We start from the raw sequence: 23,034 nt of genomic DNA on the forward strand, positions 1-23,034 counted from the left end.
AAGGGCTTGGCCAAGAACACCGCGCAACTGTTCAGCCTGTTCGCTCTGGCGAATCTGGTGATTGCGCGAAATCTGATGCGATCGGTCCATGGGAGCAATCCGTCAGGCGCATGAAAAATGCGAGCAGTGAGGCTCGTTTGCGCGTCCAATTCAGCGAATTGAGCGTCGAATCGCTTTGTCATCCGGAAAATTCGACGCCGTCTCGACTGCAATTTGGGCAGTTGGGCCATTGATCAGCGTTTCCCTATACACGTGCGCAATGGGATGAGCTTGTCCACTCTCTCGAATCACTGCCTGTCAAGCCGGAGGCTGAGCAGCGCGTCTCGATCACCGATGCGATGAAAGAGATACGGGTGGTGATCGGCGCGGTGAAGGAAAAGGGATATACGCTGGAAGAAATCGTTGAGCATGCGAGAGGCAAGGGCGTCGAATTTAGCGTTGGGTCTGTCAAATACGCGTTATATCCATCGAAGAAAAGCAAGCCACCCCGGCAGCCGATAAGAGAATCTGCACGAGGCGATGCCGCACCGTCGCCTCGCACGAATAAAGTAAATCAGGGCACTCTCCGGGCCACACGCGTATCGCTTTGATATGTGCTCACGTGTAATTGCGGGATTAGACGGACACCTGTGTCAAGTTATCGATTAAGTCGGCCCAGCGCTGCAGCAACTCGCGACGCTCTTCTAACAGCAGCGCGCGATTGTAAACGCGGCTTACCGTAGAGCCGACGCTATGCGACAGGCACAGTTCGATTACGTCGTTCGGTGCCAAGGCTTCGTGCCAGTATGTGCTGAACAGCGTGCGGAAACCGTGCGGCTTTGCTTCTTCCGTGAAGCCCATGCGATCCATTACATTGTTGATGCTCCGGCCTGCCATTGGGCGCTTGGGGTCACGCCTGTTCGGAAACATTACGTCCTCGCCAGATAGGGCACGTAGCTCGCGCAGAAGCGCAACGGACTGACGCGACAACGGCACGACGTGTTCCCTTCCACTTTTCATGCGTTCAGGTGGGATGCGCCACTCGGCAGCGTCAAAATCGATTTCCACCCACTGACCGCCAATTACCTCGCTTTTGCGCGCGGCGTTCAGAATGATGAGCTTAATTGCGATCTTCCCCTGTAGGTCAGCGGGGTCGGCGTCCAGGGCGCGCAGGAAGTCGCCCAGGCGTGCAGTCTTTAGCGCGGCGTGGCTCGCCTTCGGCCCTCTGCCGGTCAGCTTCAGCGGGACGATGTTGGCGGCCACCATCCCGTGGTCGGCGGCATGCTCCCATATTGCACTCAGATATGTGCGCAGATTGTGCGCCACTTCAGGCGTGCGGGCGGATATGTCCCGCAACAACTCCGCCAAATCAAATCGCGTAACGTCTACCATCAGGCGATCGCCCAGCTTCGGAATCAGGTGCTTGTTTATCTCTCGCTCGCGTTGAGCGATAGAGGCGGGGCGCAACGAGCCGTCCGTACGTGCGCGCCAGACAGTGCATACAGCTCGGAATGATCCGACCTGGCGTTTCCGCTCTGCAATTTTCAGCTCCGTTTCTCGGCGCCTTCGATCCTCGGTCGGATGAATGCCAAGGGCTACCAGTTTGCGGGCGTCCTGATGCTTGCGGCGAGCCTCCGATAGTCCGACGTCCGGGTACTGCCCAAGCGACACCAGAACGGGCTTGCCCCGAACGGTCGCGCGGTATTGCCACAGGCGCGCACCATTGAATTTGACGAGTAGGTGAAGTCCGCCGCCATCTGCAAGCGTGTAGCTGCGCTCGCGCGGCTTCGAGTTCTTGCACGCGGCGTCCGACAGCTTGGTTGGGTAGGAATGCATGGCCGTATATCGGGCAGGCGATATACAGAACGATATACAGTTTTAGCCTGGACAGCCCAGATTTTCTTTGGATGTCTATGGTCTGAAATCCTTGTAGATGCTGGGCTTCCAGCCGTCTCATGGAACTCTGCGGATATCCTCGGTCATCGATGAAGATAGCAGGTGACGATTTTCACGGAAATATCCGATGCGTGCGTGATGAGAGCAAGGCCGATTATAGCGGGGGCCGCGCCGGTCGAAACCGGCGCCTGTTACGTCGCCCACGCCGTTCCCATGCTCACGCGTGTTTATCGAGTCTCGAGTTCCAGCATCGCGAGGCTCGATAAGCGAGCTTGATCATCACGCCGCGCCGAGCGCGCGAAGAACTTTCGCCAGACGACGTCGTTTGAGAAAAGTTCTGCCCAGAGGTTTGACGTTTTGCCAGCGACCTTATATAATCCTTTTCTCTGACGCGGGGTGGAGCAGTCTGGCAGCTCGTCGGGCTCATAACCCGAAGGTCGTAGGTTCAAATCCTACCCCCGCAACCAAAGCATTGTTGAAAGCCCGCATCGCGCAAGCCATGCGGGCTTTTTGACTTTCAGCGCTTCGTTTGCGCTTCGTTTGCTTGTCGCAGCTCGCGGCAGTATGCGTCACTGCCCTCCAATCGCCCACTCCACCGCCGCCTGCGCATGCAACGCGGTGGTATCGAACACAGGCAGCACCGAATCTTCCGGCTTGATCAGCAGCGTAATCTCCGTGCAACCGAGTATCACCGCCTGCGCGCCACGCGCAGCCAGATGCTCGATCACGCGTTGATAGACCTTGCGCGACGCGTCCTCCACGTTACCGTGGCAAAGCTCGTCGTAAATGATGCGGTGCACGTCCGAGCGTTCGTCGTCGTCAGGCACGAGCGTCTCGAGTCCATAACGCTCGCGCAGCCGGCCCGTATAGAACATCTGCTCCATCGTATAGCGCGTGCCGAGCAGGCCCACGCGTTCGACGCCCGCCGCGCGCAGCGCCGCGCCGGTCGGATCGGCGATGTGCAGGAACGGCACCGTGATCGCCTGCTCGATCGATTCGCACACGCGATGCATCGTGTTCGTCGCGAGGATCACGAGCTCGGCGCCGCCGCGTTCGAGTTGGCGCGCGGCGTCGGCCATCTGCTCGCCGAGCGCGTGCCAGTCGCCGGCGCGCTGGTTCGCTTCGATCGACGCGAAATCGACGGTCAGCAGCAGACTGCGCGCATTGTGATGACCGCCGAGCCGCGCCTTCGCGTGGCGGTTCAGCAGCCGGTAGTACTCGGTGGACGACTCCCAGCTCATTCCGCCGATCACGCCGATCGTTTTCATCTATACGCTCCGTCAATGCATGGTCGAAAACGGCGAGTATAGGCGCGTCGCATCGCGCGAGGCCGGTACGGATTGCGGCCCGCGCGCCGGTACGCATCGGCGTTACGCATTTTTCTGGCGCCGATAGAATCGTAGCGAGTCCGAACGCGATCAACCGGAGCGATACATGGATCTGATCATCCGCCGCGCGACGCTGCCACGCAGCGCCGCCCAGCTGTCCCCGCATCACCCGCACCCAGTCGACATCGGCATCGACGCGGGCCGCATCGTCGCGGTCGAGCCGAACCTGGCCGCCAGCGCGCGCGACGAAATCGACGCGGCCGGTTCGCTCGTGACGCCGCCGTTCGTCGATCCGCATTTCCATATGGATGCGACGCTGTCGTACGGTTTGCCACGCGTGAACGCGTCGGGCACGCTGCTCGAAGGCATCGCGCTATGGGGCGAGCTGAAGCCTGAGCTCACGCAGCACGCTCTGATCGAGCGCGCGATGCAGTACTGCGACTGGGCCGTCGCGCGCGGCCTGCTCGCGATCCGCAGCCACGTCGATGTGTGCGATCCGCATCTGCTAGAGGTCGAGGCACTGCTCGAAGTCAAGCGCCGGATCGCGCCGTATCTGGATCTGCAACTGGTTGCCTTCCCGCAGGACGGTCTGCTGCGCAGCGCCGGTGCGTTCGACAATCTGAAGCGCGCGATCGGCATGGGCGTCGACGTGGTCGGCGGCATTCCGCATTTCGAGCGCACGATGGCCGACGGCGCCGAGTCGGTGCGCATGCTGTGCGAGTACGCGGCCGAACAGGGCCTGCGCGTCGACATGCATTGCGACGAATCGGATGATCCGCTGTCGCGCCACATCGAAACGCTCGCGGCCGAAACGCATCGGCTCGGCTTGCACGGACGCGTCACCGGTTCGCACCTGACGTCGATGCATTCAATGGACAACTACTACGTGAGCAAGCTGTTGCCGCTGATGCGCGAGTCGGGCGTCGCGGCGATCGCCAATCCGCTCATTAACATCACGTTGCAAGGCCGCAGCGACACGTACCCGAAACGGCGCGGCATGACGCGCGTGCCGGAGATGCTGGCCGCGGGCATCACGGTCGCATTCGGCCACGACTGCGTGATGGACCCGTGGTACAGCCTCGGGTCGGCCGATATGCTCGAAGTCGCGCAAATGGGCTTGCATGTTGCGCAGATGACCAGTGTCGACGGCATGCACGCCTGTTTCGACGCGGTGACCGTGAACGCGGCGCGCATTCTCGGTCTGGAAGACTATGGCCTCGCGCCCGGATGCGCGGCCAGTCTCGTCGTGCTCGATGCGCGCGACGAACTCGAGGCGATCCGTCTGCGCGCCGCGCGGCTCGTGGTGGTGAGCCGGGGCAGGGTGGTCAGCCGCGCGCCGGCCGCGCGGGCGTCGTTATCGCTTGAAGGGCGGCCGGGCCAGGTCGATTTCAAGCTGCATCGCGCGTAGCCGGGCATCTCGCGCATCAATGAAAAACCGGCGGCCTGCTTGCGCAGACCGCCGGTTTTTCTATCGGCATCGCTCAGTGCGCGGCACCCGGCGCCATGCCGTTATGCCGCAGCAGCGCATCGATATTCGGCTCGCGGCCGCGGAACGCCTTGAACGATTCCATCGCCGGACGGCTGCCGCCCACTTCGAGAATCTCGCGACGATAGCGCATGCCGGTCGACTGATCGAGCACGCTTCCTGCCGCTTGCGCGGCTTCCTCGAACGCAGCGTACGCATCGGCCGACAGCACTTCCGCCCACTTGTAGCTGTAGTAGCCGGCTGCGTAACCGCCCGCGAAAATATGGCTGAACGTATTCGGCCAACGCGAGAACGGCGCTTGTGGCACGACATGGAAGCGCTCGTTGATTTCGCGCGCGAGTTCGTTGGCGCTCTTCGCGCCGTTCGCATCGAAGCCGGTATGCAGTTGCATGTCGAACATCGAGAACACGATCTGCCGCAGCGTGCCGAGGCCGCTCTGAAAGTTCTTCGCGGCGAGCATCTTGTCGAACAGCTCGCGCGGCAGCGGCTTCGCGGTATCGACGTGCGAGGTCATGTCGGACAGCACGTCCCATTCCCAGCAGAAGTTCTCCATGAACTGCGACGGCAGTTCGACCGCATCCCATTCGACGCCATTGATGCCCGACACGCCGAGCTCATCGACGCGCGTGAGCATGTGATGCAGCCCGTGGCCGAATTCGTGAAACAGCGTGATTACTTCGTCATGCGTGAAGCAGGCGGGCTTGCCGCCGACCGGCGCCGAGAAATTACAGGTCAGATACGCGACCGGCGTTTGCACCGCGCCATGCGCGAGCTTGTGGCGGCCACGCGCGTCGTCCATCCAGGCGCCGCCGCGCTTGCCTTCGCGTGCATACAGGTCGAGATAGAACTGTGCGACGAGGCCGCCGTCCTGATTCTCGACGCGGAAGAAGCGCACGTCGGGATGCCAGACCGCCGCTTCGTCGCGGCGGATGCGCACGCCGAACAGCGTCTCGGTGACCTTGAACAGACCCTTGAACACGGCGTCTTCCGGGAAGTACTGCTTCACTTCGTTTTCCGAGAACGAATAGCGCTTCTGGCGCAGACGCTCGGCGGCGAACGTCATGTCCCACGGTTGCAGATCGGTCATGCCGAGTTCGCTCGCGGCAAATTCGCGCAACTCTTTCCAGTCCTGCTCCGCGTGCGGACGCGCACGCGTCGCCAGGTCTTCGAGGAACGCCATCACTTGCGCCGGCGATTCGGCCATCTTCGGTGCGAGCGACACTTCGGCGAAGTTGCCGTAGCCGAGCATGTGCGCTTCTTCGGCGCGCAGCTTCAGCTCGTCGGCGAGCACCTGGGTGTTGTCCCACTCAGGCTTGCCGTTGCCGTATTGCGCACCGAGTTCGGAGGCGCGCGTCACGTACGCGCGATACATCGTTTCACGCATCGGACGGTTTTCCGAGTACTGCATGACCGGGAAATACGACGGAAAGTGCAGCGTGAACTTGTAGCCGGTCTTGCCATCACGCTCGGCGGCTTCCTTCGCGGCCTCGATCACGTCTTCGGGCAGCCCCGCCAGTTGCGCGTCGTTGCCCGCATCGACGATGTACGCATACGCGTTGGTCGCATCGAGCACGTGATCCGAAAACGCCTTCGACAGCGCCGCCTGGCGCTCCTGCAATTCGGCGAACCGCGGCTTCTGGTGTTCCGGCAACTCGGCGCCGGACAGGCGGAAGTCACGCAGCGCGTTGCTGAGGATCTTCTTGCGTTCGTCGTTCAACGACGCGAATTCGTTGCTCGCGTTCAGCGCCTTGTACTTCTCGTAGAGCGCGAGATTCTGGCCGACGCTCGACCAGAACTCGGTCACGCGCGGCAGGTTGTCGCCGTACACGGCACGCAGCTCGGGCGTATCCGCGACGGCATTCAGATGGCCGATCACGCTCCACGCGCGCGACAGCGGTTCGGTGGCGCGCTCGACCGGTTCGACGACGTCGGCCCACGACGCGGGCGTGACCGGCAGCGCGGCACGCTCGACGGCGGCCGCCGCGTCGGCGAGCAGCACGTCGAGAGCGGGCGTCACGTGTTCGGGTCGGATGGAGCCAAAACGCGGCAGATCGGAAAAATCGAGGAGCGGATTGTCTTGATGCGTGGCGGTAGTGGACATAAGGCTTCCTGTCTGACGCGGGTGAAGGGGGCGGTGCGGCGGCGCTTGCGCGTGCCGTCTGGTGGTGGCTCGCTCGACGCTCGCGCACGGCGCGTGGCGGCACCGGGTGTTGAGAATTATTGGGGCGGGGGACGCCGATTCCAATCCATCGGCTGACAAATTAACAGATGTTGCGATGCGTTGGGCGGTTCGGGCGGTCAGGGTCGCAGGGGGGCTGCGAGCCGCTCGCGAGCGGGTTGCTGCGCGACACCGTACGGTGCGATCCGCTGCTGTGCATGCGCTGTTCTGTCCGGCCTTGGTGTATGGCGTGTTATCGATCGGCACGACGCCGTTGATGCGGCGCTGCTTGCCGCGCTCGTGCACCGCACGGCGGCGGCGGGGTATCGGGTGACGCGGTAACGACGCGGTGTTTCGGCGAGACGGCGGCGAGCGTGCTCGCCGCCCGGCGATTACGCGTTTGCCGCGTCCGCCTCGCGCTCGGCCGCTTCGATCGTGTTGACGAGCAGCATCGTGATCGTCATCGGGCCGACGCCGCCCGGCACCGGCGTGATATGGCCGGCCACTTCCTTGACGCCCGCGAAGTCGACGTCGCCGCACAGCTTGCCGGCATCGTCGCGATTCATGCCGACGTCGATCACGGTCGCGCCCGGCTTCACCATGTCCGCGGTCAGGAGGTTGCGCAGGCCGGTCGCGGCGACCACGACGTCGGCGTTGCGCGTGTGCGCGGCCAGATCGCGCGTCTTGCTGTGGCAGATCGTGACGGTCGCGCCCGCTTCGAGCAGCAGCAGCGCCATCGGCTTGCCGACGATGTTCGAACGGCCGATCACCACGGCGTTCGCGCCCTTCAGATCGATGCCGTAGGCCTCGAACATCTTCATCACCCCATACGGCGTGCACGGACGGAACAGCGGCTGGCCCGTCAGCAGCGCGCCCGCATTGGCGACGTGGAAACCATCGACATCCTTCTCGGGCGCGATCGCCTCGATCACCTTGTGGCTGTCGATGTGCTTCGGCAGCGGCAGCTGCACGAGAATGCCGTGGATGGCGGGATCGCGGTTCAGCTCGTCGATGCGCGCGAGCAGTTCGACCTCGGGCAGATCGGCCGGATAACGGTCGAACGACGAGCCGAGGCCGTTGTCGTGGCAGGCCTTCACCTTGTTGCGCACATACACTTCGCTGGCCGGATTGTCGCCGACCAGAATCACGGCGAGGCCCGGCTGATGGCCGCGGGCGGTCAGGGCGGCGGCGCGCGCCGCGACGGCGGCGCGCAGGGTCTTGGAGAGGGCGAGGCCGTCGATCAGTTTGGCAGTCATGGTCGGTCGAACGTTGGGTCGAGATTGGATCGGGAATCGGGTCGGGGCAGGCGATTTGGCAGGCGGGTCGAAGCGCTCGCGCGGAGGGGCGCGCGACGGCGTGCTTCGGCTGGTTGACGCAGCCCGGTCGCGGTGCGACGGGCGCGCTGCCGGTTCGGTCAAGGCGCCGCTTTAAAGTCCGACATTATACCGGCGCGGGGGACGCGCTTCCGCAGCGGATTCGGGGTGCGCGGCACGCGTGCGAAACCGTACGGGATGTGACGGATGGGCTCGCGTGACGGCGAGAAAGCGCCACGCGACCGGGTCGGGTCGGCCGATCGCACGCCGGAACCCAGCGTCGCTCGGGCCGTCGCGGACCGGTCAAACAAAACGGCCCTTCGAATCAGGGCCGCCCGTGTCGCTGTTACTGCGCCGTTTGCGGCTTATTCGACAGCGCGAGTCGCAGCAGATCGGCGACCGTGTTGACGTTCAGCTTTTCCATGATGTTCGCGCGATGCGCTTCGACCGTCTTGATGCTGATGCCGAGGTCGTCGGCGATCTGCTTGTTCAGGCGGCCGGCGATGATCCGCTCGAGCACCTGATGCTCACGCGCGGTCAGCTTGCCCAGGCGCTCGGCCGCGGCGCGCTGCTGCTGCACGCTGGTGCTTTCGCTGCGCGCCTTGTTGAGCATGCGCTCGACGAGCTTGCGCAGTTCGGCTTCGTCGAACGGCTTTTCGATGAAGTCCATCGCGCCTTTTTTCATCGTCGACACCGCCATCGGCACATCGCCGTGGCCCGTTACGAAGATGATCGGCAGCGACGCGTTGTCGGCGATCAGGCGTTCCTGCAACTCGAGCCCGCTCATGCCGGACATTCGAACGTCGAGGATCAGACATGCGATCTGGCCCGGATGCTGATGCGGCTGCCATGCGTCGAGAAACTGCTCGGAGCTCGAGAAGCATTGAACGCGGTAGCCGTTCGCCTCCAGCAGCCAGCGCAGCGAATCTCGCACCGCCTCGTCGTCGTCGACGACAAAGACGGTTTCCTGTGTGGTGACTGGGCTGTTCATAGCTCTCCCGTAACGGTTTGTGGTGTCGGTGCCTCGGACCCGCCGTTGCTCGGACCGTCAGGCTCTCCAATAGGCAAACTGCAATGGAACGTGGCGCCCGTGATGTGGCCATCGGATTCGACGTTGTTGACCACCCACAGACGGCCGCGGTGCGATTCGATAATCGAACGGCAAATGTTCAGCCCCATGCCCATGCCATCGGACTTGGTGCTGTAAAACGGTTCGAACAGACGCTCGGCGGTCGCTTCGTCGACGCCCGGCCCCTGGTCGACGACGCTGATGCAGACGAAGCCGCTCTCCAGCCGCACGACCACCCGGATGACCGGATCGACCGCGTTCGGGCGCGCTTCGGCCATCGCCTCGACGCCGTTCTTCAGCAGGTTCACCAGCACCTGCTCGATCAGCACCGGGTCGACGTAGATCACCGGCAGGCGTGAGCGAAGATCGGTGACGATGCGAATGCGGCGCTTTCTCGCCTCGATTTCGGCGAGGCCCACCGCATCCGCGACGATGTCCGCGACGCGCGTGGCCTGGCGCTTCGGCTCGCTGCGCTTCACGAACTCGCGGATGCGCTTGATGATCATGCCGGCGCGCACCGCCTGCTGCGCGGTCTTTTCGAGCACCGGCAGCAGATTGTCGGGCGTCGTCCGACCGGATTTAACCAGTGCGACGGTTCCGGAGCAATAGTTATTGATCGCGGCGAGCGGCTGATTCAGTTCGTGCGCGAGCGACGAGGCCATTTCGCCCATCGTCATCAGACGGCTCGTGAACTGCAGTTTCTCGTCCTGCTGGCGCGCCAGTTCCTGAGCGCGCTTGCGAGTCGTGATGTCGGTCGCGATCTGCATCTGCGCGAGATGGCCATCGACCCACTGGATGTACTGGCGTCGCACCTCGAACCACTTCTGGATGCCCGCGATGTAGATTTCCTGCGCGTCGGCGGTGCTTTCGGTCAGCGCTGCGGCGGGCAGCCCGACGAAGGTGTCGACCATGTCGATCGAATCGGACGACGCCTGCGAGCTGTCGAAGCCGCCGCCCGCGAGTTCGAGGTGGCCGTCCGGGCGGATGCCGAACAGATGCCGGTAGTAGCGGTTCGCGAACAGCAGCTCGGCTTCGTCGGCGGCGAGCACGGACACTGCGGCATCGAGGCTTTCGAGCACGGTCGTGAAGCGTTCGTGGGCGGCGGCGAGTTCTTCGCGCGCTCGCTTCGGCTCGGTGATGTCGGTCATCGACGACATCCAGCCGGTCTGGCGGCCCGAGCTGTCGATCAGCGGCGACACGTAGAGCCGCGCGTGGAACGTCGAGCTGTCCTTGCGCCGCACGCGCAGCTCGAAGCCGGACGAGGGCGCCTTGCCACGCAGCGTCATGTCGAGCTGGCGCTGCATTTCGGGGTAAGCGTCGCGCGGCCAGTAGGCGAACGGCGCGCTCTTGCCGACGAGATCGCTTTCGTCCCAGCCGGTCATGCGGCAGAACGCCGGGTTCACGTGCGTGATGCGGCCGTGCATGTCGAGCACGCGCATGCCGATCAGCACCGAGTTTTCCATCGCGCGGCGGAAGAACGCTTCCGCGTAGAGCGCCTGCTGCGCCTCGAAGCGCTGGCGCGTGTGCTTCCACAGACTCCACAGGCTCCACAGCACGAAGCAGGACAGGCCGGCGACCAGCCACACCAGCGTGTTGTTCGTGAAGTTGGTGATCTGCGGGAACGCGTACACGCGCACCGAGATGCCCTGGCCCGGCGGGTCGAGCGGCAGATCGTAGAACATGTCGCGCGGCAGGCGCGGGCGGGTCGACGTGGTGGTCAACTCGCGGTTGTTCACGTCGATGATCGAGATCTTGTACTTCGCCGACAGCTCGGGCGGGATGTCGCGCTTCAGAATGCCTTCCACCGAGAACACCGCGGCGACAGTGCCGAGGAAATCGCGGTCGCGGAAGATCGGCGTCTGCAGCGTGATGAAGCCGTTGCCGAGGTCGTCGTAGATGAGCGGCGAGTACACCTGCCGGCGCGTGTTGCGCGCTTCGGCGAAACCGGCTTTGACCGCTTCGTCCATCTGCGCGTCGTTCGGACGCGCGAGCCGCTGGCCGAGCACCGGCGGCGCGGCGTTGGGCCAGCGCGGCTGCTGCAGGCCGGTATACCAGTTCATGTAGAGGATCTCGGGATGCCCCTGCATGATGTCGGTGGTGGTCACCTGAAAAGAATGCTCGTCGGCATGGCCGGCGGCGAGGTCGCGCGCGAGCGCCTGGATCTGCTCCTGCGCGCCTGTCATCGACAGGCGGATCTGCTGCTGCGCCCACGCGACGTTGCGGTACAGCGTGTCTTCCTGCTGTTGCTGCTCGCGCCGGTTCAGACTCCAAAGAATCAGGCTCATGACGACCAGGAATACCAGGATCGACAGGAGCGGCGTCAGCAAATAGGAATTGGACCACCAGGGTCCGTGGTGCCAGCGCGGGGACGGCGACGAATCCGCCGGCGAACCCGCGGTGCGCGCCGAGCGAGAGAAAAGCCGTTCGGTCAACATGCGTGGCATTGTAGCTCAGCACGTCCCCGACAAATGACGCAAAAAAGCGCGGAAAGTGCAGTTATTCGGCGCAAACTAGCCGGCGGATCAGTCGAACGGCAGTCAAACCAGGTTGCGTTGCAACAATTTTCCGCATTATGAGAATTGATCTCGTAATTTGAAAATTTGGTTGCGCTGACGTCGGGACCCTTATTACAATCGGCCGGAGCTGCCGCGGCCGTTCCTGCGTCCGCGTCGTCTGTTCAAAGTGCGTTCCCCATACCCAGGAGACGAGCATGTCCGCTGTACCCGACGAAGTCATGAAATATGTCGCCGCCGAAAAAGACGACGATCCCCAGGAAACCGGCGAATGGCTGGAAGCGCTGGATGGCGTGATTTCTGCTGTAGGCCCCGACCGTGCCCACTACCTGATCGAAAAACAGATCGAGTTCGCACGCGTGCACGGCGAACATCTGCCGTTCTCGGCCAACACCCCGTACATCAACACGATTCCGGTCGCGCGCCAGGCCAAGAACCCCGGCGACCAGGACATCGAACACCGCATCCGCTCGTACACCCGCTGGAACGCGATGGCGATGGTGCTGCGCGCCGGCAAGGAAACCAACGTCGGCGGCCACATCGCGTCGTTCGCGTCGGCTGCCACGCTGTACGACGTCGGCTACAACCACTTCTGGCACGCGCCGTCGGCCGAGCACGGCGGTGACCTCGTGTTCGTGCAGGGCCACTCGTCGCCGGGCGTCTACTCGCGCGCGTTCCTGCTCGGCCGCCTGACCGACAAGCAGCTCGACAACTTCCGTCAGGAAGTCGGCGGCGAGGGCATCTCGTCGTATCCGCATCCGTGGCTGATGCCGGACTTCTGGCAATTCCCGACCGTCTCGATGGGCTTGGGCCCGATCATGGCGATCTACCAGGCGCGCTTCATGAAGTACCTGCAGGCGCGCGGCATCGCGAAGACCGACGGTCGCAAGGTCTGGGCTTTCCTCGGCGACGGCGAAACGGATGAGCCGGAATCGCTCGGCGCGATCGGCATGGCCGGCCGCGAGCGTCTGGACAACCTCGTGTTCGTGATCAACTGCAACCTGCAGCGTCTGGACGGTCCGGTGCGCGGTAACGGCAAGATCATCCAGGAACTCGAAAGCGAATTCCGCGGCGCGGGATGGAACGTCATCAAGGTCATCTGGGGCAGCCGCTGGGACGCGCTGTTCGCGCGCGACCGGTCGGGCGTGCTGATGCGTCGCATGATGGAAGTGGTCGACGGCGAGTACCAGACGTACAAGTCGGAGTCGGGCGCGTTCGTGCGCGAGCACTTCTTCAACACGCCGGAGCTGAAGGCGCTGGTCGCCGACTGGTCCGACGACGACATCTGGAATCTGAACCGCGGCGGCCATGATCCGCACAAGATCTACGCGGCGTTCACGGAAGCGTCGAATTCGAAGGGCCAGCCGACCGTCATCCTCGCGAAGACGATCAAGGGCTACGGCATGGGCGAAGCCGGCCAGGCGATGAACATCACCCACCAGCAGAAGAAGATGCAGGTGGAGCAGCTGAAGGAATTCCGCGACCAGTTCCGTCTGCCGATCACGGACGAGCAGATCGTCGACGTGCCGTACCTGATGTTCGAGGAAGGCTCGAAGGAACTCGAATACATGCGCCAGAAGCGCATGGACCTGGGTGGCTATCTGCCGGCGCGTCGTCAGAAGGCCGAGTCGCTGCCGGTGCCGGAACTGTCGGCATTCGAGCCGCTGCTCAAAGGCACGGGCGCAGGCCGCGAGATCTCCACGACGATGGCGTTCGTGCGGATCCTGAACATCCTGCTGAAGGACAAGACGCTCGGCAAGCGCGTCGTGCCGATCGTGCCGGATGAATCGCGTACGTTCGGGATGGAAGGTCTGTTCCGTCAGATCGGCATCTGGAATCAGGACGGCCAGAAGTACGTGCCGGAAGATTCCGACCAGCTGATGTTCTACCGTGAGTCGGAGACCGGTCAGATCCTGCAGGAAGGCATCAACGAAGCCGGCGGCATGGCCGACTGGATCGCAGCCGCGACGTCTTACTCGACGCACGGCGAGATCATGATTCCGTTCTACATCTTCTACTCGATGTTCGGCTTCCAGCGCATCGGCGACCTCGCGTGGGCAGCCGGCGACATGCGCTCGCGCGGCTTCCTGCTGGGCGGCACCGCGGGCCGCACGACGCTGAACGGCGAAGGTTTGCAACACGAAGACGGCCACTCGCTGATGTGGGCCGCTTCGGTGCCGAACTGCATCAGCTACGACCCGACGTTCGGCTACGAACTCGCGGTCATCATGCAGGACGGTCTGCGTCGCATGGTCGCCGACCAGGAAGACGTGTATTACTACGTCACGGTGATGAACGAGAACTACGAGCACCCGGCGATCCCGCAGGGCGAGACCGTGGCCGCCGACATCATCAAGGGCATGTACTCGTTCAGCAAGACCGCTGCTGACAAAAAGGCGCCGCACGTGCAGCTGATGGGCGCGGGCACGATCTTCAACGAAGTGATCGCCGCGGCCGACCTGCTGAAGAGCGACTGGGGCGTGAACGCCGACCTGTGGAGCGTGCCGAGCTTCACCGAGCTCGCGCGCGAAGGTCACGAAGTGCAGCGCTGGAACCTGCTGCATCCGACCGAACAGAAGAAGCAGTCGCACGTCGAGAAGCTGCTGAAGGATGCACCGGGTCCGGTCATCGCGTCGACCGACTACGTGCGTGCGCTGACCGAGCAGATCCGCGCGTTCGTGCCGCAGAAGTTCGTCGTGCTGGGCACCGACGGCTACGGCCGTTCGGACACGCGCGAGAAGCTGCGTCACTTCTTCGAAGTCGATCGCTACTGGGTCACGGTCGCCGCGCTCAACGCGCTGGCGGACGAAGGCACGATCGAACGCAAGGTGGTCGCCGAAGCGCTCAAGAAGTACAACCTTGATCCCGCCAAACCCAACCCGATGACCGTCTAAGGCATCACCCGTGTGCCACGGCACGCGCCTGCTCCTCGTCGCGAGGGGCGGGCGGCGTGCGCGGCCCAGGAGACACTAACAATGAGTCAAGCGATCGAAGTCAAGGTGCCGGACATCGGCGATTACAAGGACGTCCCTGTGATCGAGGTGCTGGTGAAGGCGGGTGACACCGTCGAAAAAGAGCAATCGCTCGTTACGCTGGAATCCGACAAAGCGACGATGGACGTGCCGAGCTCGGCCGCCGGCGTTGTCAAGGAAGTGAAGGTCAAGGTCGGCGATGCGGTGTCCGAAGGCACGCTGATCATCGTGCTGGAAGGCGCTAACGACGCTGCCGCGGCGCCCGCGCCCGCGGCGGCACCGAAGGCGGCACCGGCGCCGGCTCCCGCTGCGGCGCCGGCCCCCGCGCCCGCGCCCGCGGCGGCGGGCGGCGGTGTGCAGGAAATCAAGGTGCCGGATATCGGCGACTATAAAGACGTTCCGGTGATCGAGATCGCGGTGAAGGTCGGTGATCGCGTCGAGAAGGAACAGTCGCTCGTCACGCTGGAATCCGACAAGGCGACGATGGACGTGCCGAGTTCGGCCGCCGGCGTCGTCAAGGAAGTGAAGGTCAAGGTCGGCGATACGGTGTCGGAAGGCTCGGTCATCGTCGTGCTCGAAGCGGAAGGCGGCGCTGCCGCAGCGCCCGCGCCGGCACCGGCCGCGAAGGCGCCGGCCGGGAAGCCGTCCGACGCGCCGGCCACGCCGACTCCCGCACCGGCCGCGCCGTCGGCGCTCGCGCAGGCGCCGCTGATCCCGGCGGGTGAAGGCGGCTCGCGTCATCCGAGCCATGCGTCGCCGTCGGTGCGCAAGTTCGCGCGCGAACTCGGCGTCGACGTCTCGCAGGTGCGCGGCACGGGTCCGAAGGGCCGCATTACGCAGGCCGACGTGACCGTGTTCGTGAAGGGCGTGATGACGGGCCAGCGTGCGGCGCCGGCTGGTGCAGCCGCGCCGGCCGCCGGCGGTGGCGAGCTCAATCTGCTGCCGTGGCCGAAGATCGACTTCACGAAGTTCGGTCCGATCGATCCGAAGCCGCTGTCGCGCATCAAGAAGATCTCGGGTGCGAATCTGCATCGCAACTGGGTCATGATTCCGCACGTCACGAACAACGACGAAGCGGACATCACCGAACTCGAAGCGCTGCGCGTGAAGCTGAACAAGGAAAACGAAAAGGCGGGCGTCAAGTTCACGATGCTCGCGTTCGTCATCAAGGCCTGTGTGGCGGCACTGAAGAAATTCCCGACGTTCAACGCGAGCCTCGACGGCGACAACCTGGTGTTCAAGCAGTACTACCACGTCGGTTTTGCAGCGGATACGCCGAACGGCCTCGTCGTTCCGGTGATTCGCGATGCGGACAAGAAGGGCCTCGTCGACATCGCGAAGGAAATGGCCGATCTGTCGAAGGCCGCGCGTGAAGGCAAGCTGAAGCCGGACCAGATGCAGGGCGGTTGCTTCTCGATCTCGTCGTTGGGCGGTATCGGCGGCACGCATTTCACGCCGATCATCAACGCGCCTGAAGTCGCGATTCTCGGTCTGTCGCGCAGCGCGATGAAGCCGGTGTGGGACGGCAAGCAGTTCGTGCCGCGCCTGACCATGCCGCTGTCGCTGTCGTACGACCATCGCGTGATCGACGGAGCGGAAGCCGCGCGCTTCAACGCATACCTCGGTTCGATTCTTGCCGATTTCCGGCGTGTGATTCTTTGATCGGCTGGTGAGATCCGCCGGCGCGGGCGCGGATAGTTTCGACTGATCCGCGTCGCGCCGTTCGCGCGTTCGTCGTGCGCCGTGCACGTCGAACGCGCCGCTCGTCACCGCTCAACCGCAATCATCTTGCATCCGCAGGAGAAGGGGACACTATGAGTCTCGTCGAAGTAAAAGTACCGGACATCGGTGACTTCAAGGACGTCGACGTCATCGAAGTCAACGTCAAGCCGGGTGACGTCATCGAGCAGGAGCAGTCGCTGCTGACGCTCGAATCCGACAAGGCGTCGATGGAAGTGCCGAGCGATACCGCCGGCACCGTCAAGGAAGTCCGCATCAAGCCGGGCGACAAGGTTTCGCAAGGCACGGTCATCGCGCTCGTCGAGGCATCGGCGGGCGGCACGACTGCAGCCGCTGCGGCGCCGAAAGCGCCCGAGAAGGCGGCTCCCGCGCCGGCGCCTGCCGCTGCGACGCAGAAGGCCGCCGCACCGGCTCCGCAGGCCGGCAGCTATACGGGCAGCGCCGACATCGAGTGCGACATGCTCGTGCTCGGTTCGGGCCCCGGCGGCTATTCGGCCGCGTTCCGCTCCGCCGACCTCGGCATGAAGACCGTTCTGGTCGAGCGTTATCCGACGCTCGGCGGCGTGTGTCTGAATGTCGGCTGTATCCCGTCGAAGGCGCTGCTTCACACCGCGCTGGTCATCGACGAAGCGGCTGATCTCGCGTCGCACGGCATCACGTTCGGCAAGCCGCAGATCGATCTCGACAAGCTGCGCGATTTCAAATCCGGCGTGGTCAAGAAGCTGACCGGCGGTCTCGCCAGCATGGCGAAGGCGCGCAAGGTCGAAGTGGTGGTCGGTACTGGCGAGTTCGTCGATCCGAACCACATGGAAGTGCAGACCGAAGGCGGCAAGAAGGTCGTCAAGTTCAGGCAGGCGATCATCGCCGCGGGCTCGGAAGCGATGAAGCTGCCGTTCATTCCGGAAGATCCGCGGGTCGTCGATTCGACCGGCGCGCTCGAACTGCGCCAGATTCCACAGCGCATGCTCGTGATCGGCGGCGGCATCATCGGTCTGGAAATGGCGACTGTCTATTCGACGCTCGGCGCGCAGATCGACGTGGTCGAAATGCTCGAAGGCCTGATGACGGGCGCGGACCGCGATCTGGTCAAGGTCTGGGAGAAGTACAACAGCACGCGTTTCGCGAACGTGATGCTGAAGACCAGGACGACCGCGGCCGAAGCGAAGGACGACGGCATCTACGTGTCGTTCGAAGGCGAGAAGGCGCCGGCCGAACCGCAACGCTATGACCTCGTGCTGGTGGCCGTCGGCCGCTCGCCGAACGGCAAGCGGATCGGCGCGGAGCAGGCCGGTGTCGCGGTGACGGATCGCGGCTACATCGAGGTCGACCGGCAGCAGCGCACGAATGTGCCGCACATCTTCGCGATCGGCGATATCGTCGGTCAGCCGATGCTCGCGCACAAAGCCGTGCACGAAGGCCACGTGGCGGCGGAAGTCGCGCATGGCGAGAAGGCGTACTTCGACGCGATGCAGATTCCGTCGGTGGCTTACACCGATCCGGAAGTAGCGTGGGCGGGCAAAACGGAAGACCAGTTGAAGGCCGAAGGCGTCAAGTTCGGTAAGGCGGTGTTCCCGTGGGCCGCGTCGGGCCGCGCGATCGCCAACGGTCGCGACGAGGGCTTCACGAAGTTGCTGTTCGATGAGGAAACGCATCGTGTGATCGGCGGCGGTATTGTCGGTCTGAATGCGGGTGACCTGATCAGCGAAGTCTGTCTCGCGATCGAGATGGGCGCGGACGCAACGGATATCGGCAAAACGATCCATCCGCATCCGACGCTCGGCGAATCGATCGGCATGGCCGCTGAGCTGTATGAAGGCGTTTGTACCGATCTGCCGCCCGTCAAGAAGAAGTAAGGCGGTGCGCGGCGCCTGTATGGCGACATGCGGGCGCGGCGAGCGGATCAAGTCGCGGCAAAGAAAAACGGCGCGCTCCAGGTTGGAGCGCGCCGTTTCTGTTTTTGCGGCGACCGGTAAGCGGGCAAAAAAATCCCGGCTTGACGGCCGGGCAAACGATACGCCATTGCAACGTATCGGAGCGTTCGGCCAATCAAACCGTATATGCGGCAACGGCACGACGCTGTTGCTTGCGATAACGCCGACGCAGCACGTTGGCTGGGCCGGCGTGAAGGACGACGCCAGGCTCGAGGCCTGACGTGTTGAGGCGTGAAGCTTAGACTGCCTTCTTGGCGGCGGCGCGCGATGCTTGCGCGGCGGCTTGCGAAGCTGCCTTCGAAGCGGCCGTTGCAGCTGCGTTGAAGTTGCTTTCCGCGATTTCGACAGCCTGGCGGGTTGCCTTGTGGACCGTTTCGTACGTGGTGTTGGCGGCGGTGATAGCCGACTTCATCACGGCGACAGCGGTTTCCGAACCAGCCGGCGCGTTCTTGGCGACGTTTTCGACGAGCGCCTGAACCTTGCGGTTTTGCTCTTCGAATTGCGCTTCCGCGACGCGGGTGAATTCGCCCTGCGTTGCCGAAACGATTTCGTACACGTGGCGGCCATACGACAGCGCCTTTTCAGCCACCGGCTGCGCGAGGCTTGCTTGCAGTGCCAGCAGTTCCTGCGCGTCCTTCACGGACAGTGCGCGTTGGGCATTTTCCTGGCTTTCGGCGAGCGTCGACTTCACAACTTGCAGATTCAGCTCAACCAGCTTTTCGACGCCTTCAAATGCTTTGGTCGTCAGGCCGAACAGAGTTTCGAAGTTGGCTTTCTGGGCTGCGGCGAATTGCTCAGGGGTCAGCAGGGTCATGGTTTACGCTCCTGGATTGCGGCCGGTCTGTGCGGACCGCATTGGTGGGTGGCAAGACGTAGATTGAACGTTTGCCCGGACCGCGATGTATTGTGCATCGCAGCAATGTTTCCCATTTTAGGATGGCTGCAAAGAATGTCAAGTATTTTTTGTGCAATGCACAATATTAAGAAAATGCCGATAAAACAATAGGTTATGCAGTAGGCATGTCATTAATATGACGCGGCACGATCGGGCCATGGTACGTCGCTGATGCGGGATAACGTACCATTCACTGCGCGTTCCGGAAATTATTTTTCCCCGTCAGGGCCTTGGTGCATGCATTACAGGACCGGCGTCGCAGCGACTCTTCCCGCTGAAAAAACACCATTCGTGAATCTGTGTAAACCACAAGGTGACAAGGAACGTTAAAGAGCGATGGCGGTCGAACGCGCGTTAGCGACTTTCGTCAGACACTTAAAAGTCTGTCGCTTGCAACCCCTTCATGGCGCGGCGTAGTTCAGCCGGTGCTCTGACGGTATTTCCCCGAATCAAGCTTGTCTCAAAGTTGCCGTTATGCTGCAAGGATCTGCTCGAATGAGCGGGGCGGCGGCAATGGCGAGATCTGGCGGCGACGATCGTTTTTTCCGATCGAGGCGCGGCACTTATTTGCGTTTTCGCGATCGGAGCTGACAAGCCGGTTTAAGGAGCGCGTATAAGTGCTTCAAATTGCTAATTTTTCGTTGCTTTACTACACTTGCGGAAACCTCTCGCCGCTCCCTAAAGAACACCCATGAAAACCGACATGTTTTCGTCGCTAAAAGTGCTCCACGGCGCGGCGCGTGGCACCGCTCTGTCGGTGGCCGTCTCGCTAGCCATCGCAGCGGCGTTCGCTACGCCTGTCAGCACTTTTGCAGCTACGTCTGCTGCAACCGCAAAAACTTCAAAACACGCCAAAACCGCCAAAAATCGGGAGCAGATGGCCGCCACCGAAAAGGTGGCGGGCCATGCGGCGAAAGCCGGCAAGGGCGAGGCGGTGAAAGCCGCTGCCGCGGATGAAGATGCGCCGCGCGCCGGCGTCAAACGCAAGCGCGTGACATTCACGGCGAACGGCCGGCATCGTTCGGTCATGCGTCGCGTCGCGTACGAGCCGCGCCAGCCGACCGTCGGCCAGGCCTTTGGTCTGCACGAGACGCCGGACGCGCTGATGCTGCGCTCGAGCGTCGCGTACGTGATCGACCAGAACAGCGGCGAGACGCTGTTCGACAAGAACTCGCGTGCCGTGGTACCGATCGCATCGATCAGCAAGCTGATGACTGCTATGGTGGTGCTCGATTCGAAAGAGCCGATGACCGACCAGATCGAAGTCACCGATGAAGACCGCGACTACGAGAAGAACACCGGTTCGCGTCTGTCGGTGGGCTCGGTGCTGTCGCGCGAGGACATGCTGCACATCGCCCTGATGGCGTCGGAAAACCGCGCGGCAGCGGCACTGTCGCGCTACTATCCGGGCGGCCGTCTGGCCTTCCTCGCGGCGATGAACGCGAAGGCGAGGCAGCTCGGCATGAACGACACGCACTTCGAGAACCCGACGGGTCTGACGAGCATGAACGTGTCGAGCGCGCGCGATCTCGTCAAGATGGTCAACGCGGCGTATCAGTACCCGCTGATCCGCAAGTTCTCGACCGATCACAGCTACGAGGTGTACACCGGCAAGCGCACGATCGCGTACAACAGCACAAACGCACTGGTTCGCAACCCGACGTGGGACATCGGTCTGCAAAAGACCGGCTTCATTAACGAAGCGGGCGAGTGTCTGGTGATGCAGGCGACCATCCACGGCCGGCCGATGATCTTGGTGCTGCTCGATTCGTCGGGCAAGTACTCGCGTTTCGCGGATGCGACGCGGCTGCGAACGTGGCTCGATAACGGCGGCGACCAGCCGCGCATCACGAGCGCCGATGCCGGCGGTCCGGGTACCTGAAGCCTCAACGGTCGCCCAGCCGACTGTATTCAGGCCGGCTGCGCTCATCGTGCAAAGAAAAAGCCTCGTGGATGCGAGGCTTTTTCATGATGCCCCGAGGGCGCCAAGGGAAGGGTCAACCGCCGCCAGGCGGCCGCTGCGCCATCTGCGAATGCTGGCCGTGCGAGCCGCGTGAATGGTCCTGCTGCGGCTGCGGGCGATAGCCGAGCGACTCCGAAATCATCAACGCGGTCTGGCTCAACTGCCCGAGCCACGAATCCTGCAAACGATCGGCCGGCGCGGACAGTGACAGGCCGGCGACCAGCTTGCCGGTATCGTCATAGATGCCGGCGGCGATGCAGCGCACGCCCAATTCCAGTTCCTCGTTGTCGCGCGCGCAGGCCTGCTGGCGCACATGCGACAACTCGCGCTCGAGTTTCGCGAGATCGGTGATGCTGTTCTGCGTGTGGCCCGACAAACCGGTGCGTGTTGCGTAGGCACGCACGCGGGTGGCTTCGTCGGCGGCGAGGAACAGCTTGCCGACCGACGTCAGATGAAGAGGCGCCCGCCCGCCGATCGCCCGCACCACCTGCATGCCCGAGCGCTCCGAATACGCGCGTTCGATATAGACGATTTCGTCGCCTTGACGCACCGACAGATTCACGGTCTGCCCAGTCTGACGGTGCAGCTCGCGCATCGGCGTGAGCGCCGCGTCGCGCACCGACAGGCGCGCCTTGACGAGATTGCCGAGTTCGAGCAGGCGCATGCCGAGACGGTAAGTGCCGGGATCCGAACGGTCGACCAACCGACACATCACCATGTCGTTCAGGATGCGGTGCGCAGTGGACGGGTGCAGTTGCGTGCGGAGGGCCAGTTCTTTCAGGCTGACCGGGTCGCTATGCGCCGCCAGTGCGTCGAGCAGGCGCATCATGCGTTCGATCACCTGGATCGAAGTTTTGGGATCCGGGTTCGTATCGCTCATATGAGAATTGGTGGATGCGTCAAACAGCGAAGACTGATTGTATCTCGTATGGTGAAAAAAGCGAACGCGCATCGAACGGCGCTTCCAATCCGGCACTGCATGCTTCCTATGCCTTCCGGCCGTTGGTATTGCGCCGCCAAACAGCGGATAATCAGGGACGTTTCCCCGAAAGGAGGGCTCATGCGAGTCGGATTGTTCGTCACGTGCCTGATCGACCTGATGCGTCCTGAAATCGGGTTTTCGGTGATCAGGCTGATCGAAGGCGCTGGTTTCGAGGTCGTGGTGCCGCCCGCGCAAACCTGTTGCGGGCAACCCGCGTATAACTCCGGAGACCGCCGGCTCGCGCGCGAGCTCGCCGAGAAAACACTGCGCGAGTTCGCACAGTTCGATTACGTGGTGGTGCCGTCGGGCTCGTGCGGCGGCATGATCCGCGCGCACTACGGCGACCTGTTTCGCAACGATCCCGAACTGATGAACCGTTTCGGCCACTTGCGCGGCAAGGTGTTCGAGCTGACGGATTTCCTCGTCAACGTCGCGAAGGTGCAGTTGCAGCCGGGCGAGTTTGCGGAGCAGGTGACTTATCACGACTCCTGTTCGGGCTTGCGCGAACTGGGCGTCAAGGCGCAACCGCGCGAACTGCTCGCACAGGTCGGCGTTGCGGTCACCGAGATGAAAGGCTGCGAGCATTGCTGCGGCTTCGGCGGCACGTTCGCGGTCAAATACGGTGATATCTCGACCGCAATCGTCGACGAAAAGTGCGCGAACATCGCCGCTAGCGGCGCCGGTACGGTGGTGCTTGGCGATCTCGGCTGCATGTTGAATATCGAAGGGCGGCTGCGCCGCAACGGCGACGCGACGACGCGCGTGCTGCACATCGCGCAGGTGCTGGCCGGCGACGTGTAATGCCGCGC

15 protein-coding genes, 1 tRNA gene and 1 pseudogene are annotated in these 23,034 nt (G+C 63.2%); 9 read left to right on the forward strand and 8 right to left on the reverse strand.

The annotated features are described in order from the left end of the window. Positions 1–114 (forward strand): annotated as a pseudogene (locus F6X42_RS33550) (IS5/IS1182 family transposase); the annotation flags it as partial. Positions 115–615: 501 nt separating this feature from the next. On the opposite strand, the gene F6X42_RS33555 reads toward F6X42_RS33550, so the two are convergent. Then, positions 616–1,815 carry a tyrosine-type recombinase/integrase gene (locus F6X42_RS33555; RefSeq protein WP_187638294.1) on the reverse strand — a complete coding sequence of 400 codons (1,200 nt, stop codon included), beginning with the start codon at positions 1,813–1,815 and terminating at the stop codon, positions 616–618. Between the two features lie 450 nt (positions 1,816–2,265). Between F6X42_RS33555 and F6X42_RS33560 the strand changes: the two genes are divergently transcribed. Further along, positions 2,266–2,342 (forward strand) — tRNA-Met (locus tag F6X42_RS33560). Between the two features lie 102 nt (positions 2,343–2,444). On the opposite strand, the gene F6X42_RS33565 is transcribed toward F6X42_RS33560, so the two are convergent. Next, on the reverse strand, positions 2,445–3,143 hold the full coding sequence (locus F6X42_RS33565) for an aspartate/glutamate racemase family protein (protein WP_187638295.1): 699 nt from the start codon (positions 3,141–3,143) through the stop codon (positions 2,445–2,447). A gap of 166 nt (positions 3,144–3,309) precedes the next feature. On the opposite strand from F6X42_RS33565, the gene F6X42_RS33570 reads away from it, so the two are divergent. Then, entirely contained in the window at positions 3,310–4,611 is a 1,302-nt protein-coding gene (locus F6X42_RS33570) for an amidohydrolase family protein (protein ID WP_187638296.1), read from the forward strand. A gap of 73 nt (positions 4,612–4,684) precedes the next feature. Here the strand turns inward: F6X42_RS33570 and F6X42_RS33575 are convergent, their stop codons facing one another. From F6X42_RS33575 to fixL, 4 genes are all read right to left on the reverse strand, one after another. Beyond that, positions 4,685–6,790, reverse strand: a complete 2,106-nt coding sequence (locus tag F6X42_RS33575) for a M3 family metallopeptidase (protein WP_187638297.1) — start codon at positions 6,788–6,790, stop codon at positions 4,685–4,687. Between the two features lie 449 nt (positions 6,791–7,239). Beyond that, the gene (gene folD, locus F6X42_RS33580; RefSeq protein ID WP_187638298.1) at positions 7,240–8,103 is read right to left on the reverse strand and encodes a bifunctional methylenetetrahydrofolate dehydrogenase/methenyltetrahydrofolate cyclohydrolase FolD; all 864 of its coding nucleotides are present in this window, start codon (positions 8,101–8,103) and stop codon (positions 7,240–7,242) included. 403 nt (positions 8,104–8,506) lie between these two features. After that, positions 8,507–9,151, reverse strand: coding sequence for an oxygen response regulator transcription factor FixJ (gene fixJ / locus F6X42_RS33585; RefSeq protein WP_187638299.1), 645 nt, complete (start codon positions 9,149–9,151; stop codon positions 8,507–8,509). After that, on the reverse strand, positions 9,148–11,664 hold the full coding sequence (gene fixL, locus F6X42_RS33590; protein WP_222945817.1) for an oxygen sensor histidine kinase FixL: 2,517 nt from the start codon (positions 11,662–11,664) through the stop codon (positions 9,148–9,150). Before fixL ends, fixJ begins: the two co-directional genes overlap by 4 nt. A gap of 275 nt (positions 11,665–11,939) precedes the next feature. Between fixL and aceE the strand changes: the two genes are divergently transcribed. The 4 genes from aceE to F6X42_RS33610 all read left to right on the forward strand — a co-directional run bounded on the left by aceE (position 11,940) and on the right by F6X42_RS33610 (position 18,605). Further along, complete coding sequence (aceE, locus tag F6X42_RS33595) at positions 11,940–14,636, forward strand: pyruvate dehydrogenase (acetyl-transferring), homodimeric type (protein WP_187638301.1); 2,697 nt, start codon at positions 11,940–11,942, stop codon at positions 14,634–14,636. An 81-nt stretch (positions 14,637–14,717) separates the two neighbouring features. Next, positions 14,718–16,376 (forward strand): dihydrolipoyllysine-residue acetyltransferase, encoded by a 1,659-nt coding sequence (aceF, locus tag F6X42_RS33600; RefSeq protein WP_187638302.1) that lies wholly within the window; start codon positions 14,718–14,720, stop codon positions 16,374–16,376. Between the two features lie 152 nt (positions 16,377–16,528). Next, positions 16,529–18,307, forward strand: a complete 1,779-nt coding sequence (gene lpdA / locus F6X42_RS33605; protein WP_187638303.1) for a dihydrolipoyl dehydrogenase — start codon at positions 16,529–16,531, stop codon at positions 18,305–18,307. Positions 18,308–18,326: 19 nt separating this feature from the next. Then, the gene (locus F6X42_RS33610; protein ID WP_187638304.1) at positions 18,327–18,605 is read left to right on the forward strand and encodes a hypothetical protein; all 279 of its coding nucleotides are present in this window, start codon (positions 18,327–18,329) and stop codon (positions 18,603–18,605) included. Positions 18,606–18,623: 18 nt separating this feature from the next. Here the strand turns inward: F6X42_RS33610 and F6X42_RS33615 are convergent, their stop codons facing one another. Continuing rightward, positions 18,624–19,199 carry a phasin family protein gene (locus F6X42_RS33615; protein ID WP_013089827.1) on the reverse strand — a complete coding sequence of 192 codons (576 nt, stop codon included), beginning with the start codon at positions 19,197–19,199 and terminating at the stop codon, positions 18,624–18,626. A gap of 772 nt (positions 19,200–19,971) precedes the next feature. Between F6X42_RS33615 and pbpG the strand changes: the two genes are divergently transcribed. Continuing rightward, entirely contained in the window at positions 19,972–21,162 is a 1,191-nt protein-coding gene (pbpG, locus tag F6X42_RS33620) for a D-alanyl-D-alanine endopeptidase (protein WP_187638305.1), read from the forward strand. A 115-nt stretch (positions 21,163–21,277) separates the two neighbouring features. On the opposite strand, the gene F6X42_RS33625 is transcribed toward pbpG, so the two are convergent. Next, entirely contained in the window at positions 21,278–22,123 is an 846-nt protein-coding gene (locus F6X42_RS33625) for an IclR family transcriptional regulator (RefSeq protein WP_187638306.1), read from the reverse strand. 180 nt (positions 22,124–22,303) lie between these two features. On the opposite strand from F6X42_RS33625, the gene F6X42_RS33630 reads away from it, so the two are divergent. Continuing rightward, positions 22,304–23,026: a (Fe-S)-binding protein gene (locus F6X42_RS33630; protein WP_187638307.1), complete on the forward strand. Its 723-nt coding sequence runs from the start codon at positions 22,304–22,306 to the stop codon at positions 23,024–23,026. The last annotated feature ends 8 nt before the right edge of the window (positions 23,027–23,034 follow it).

Source organism: Paraburkholderia podalyriae (assembly GCF_014397785.1).
In the GTDB taxonomy this organism is placed as follows: Bacteria; Pseudomonadota; Gammaproteobacteria; order Burkholderiales; family Burkholderiaceae; genus Paraburkholderia; species Paraburkholderia podalyriae.

What these genes read in the sequence shown, in the direction of transcription:
- F6X42_RS33555 (WP_187638294.1), bottom strand. Translation starts at nt 1,815, where the DNA reads ATGCATTCCTACCCAACCAAGCTGTCGGACGCCGCGTGCAAGAACTCG.
- F6X42_RS33565 (WP_187638295.1), bottom strand. Translation starts at nt 3,143, where the DNA reads ATGAAAACGATCGGCGTGATCGGCGGAATGAGCTGGGAGTCGTCCACC.
- F6X42_RS33570 (WP_187638296.1), top strand. Translation starts at nt 3,310, where the DNA reads ATGGATCTGATCATCCGCCGCGCGACGCTGCCACGCAGCGCCGCCCAG.
- F6X42_RS33575 (WP_187638297.1), bottom strand. Translation starts at nt 6,790, where the DNA reads ATGTCCACTACCGCCACGCATCAAGACAATCCGCTCCTCGATTTTTCC.
- folD (WP_187638298.1), bottom strand. Translation starts at nt 8,103, where the DNA reads ATGACTGCCAAACTGATCGACGGCCTCGCCCTCTCCAAGACCCTGCGC.
- fixJ (WP_187638299.1), bottom strand. Translation starts at nt 9,151, where the DNA reads ATGAACAGCCCAGTCACCACACAGGAAACCGTCTTTGTCGTCGACGAC.
- fixL (WP_222945817.1), bottom strand. Translation starts at nt 11,664, where the DNA reads ATGTTGACCGAACGGCTTTTCTCTCGCTCGGCGCGCACCGCGGGTTCG.
- aceE (WP_187638301.1), top strand. Translation starts at nt 11,940, where the DNA reads ATGTCCGCTGTACCCGACGAAGTCATGAAATATGTCGCCGCCGAAAAA.
- aceF (WP_187638302.1), top strand. Translation starts at nt 14,718, where the DNA reads ATGAGTCAAGCGATCGAAGTCAAGGTGCCGGACATCGGCGATTACAAG.
- lpdA (WP_187638303.1), top strand. Translation starts at nt 16,529, where the DNA reads ATGAGTCTCGTCGAAGTAAAAGTACCGGACATCGGTGACTTCAAGGAC.
- F6X42_RS33610 (WP_187638304.1), top strand. Translation starts at nt 18,327, where the DNA reads ATGGCGACATGCGGGCGCGGCGAGCGGATCAAGTCGCGGCAAAGAAAA.
- F6X42_RS33615 (WP_013089827.1), bottom strand. Translation starts at nt 19,199, where the DNA reads ATGACCCTGCTGACCCCTGAGCAATTCGCCGCAGCCCAGAAAGCCAAC.
- pbpG (WP_187638305.1), top strand. Translation starts at nt 19,972, where the DNA reads ATGAAAACCGACATGTTTTCGTCGCTAAAAGTGCTCCACGGCGCGGCG.
- F6X42_RS33625 (WP_187638306.1), bottom strand. Translation starts at nt 22,123, where the DNA reads ATGAGCGATACGAACCCGGATCCCAAAACTTCGATCCAGGTGATCGAA.
- F6X42_RS33630 (WP_187638307.1), top strand. Translation starts at nt 22,304, where the DNA reads ATGCGAGTCGGATTGTTCGTCACGTGCCTGATCGACCTGATGCGTCCT.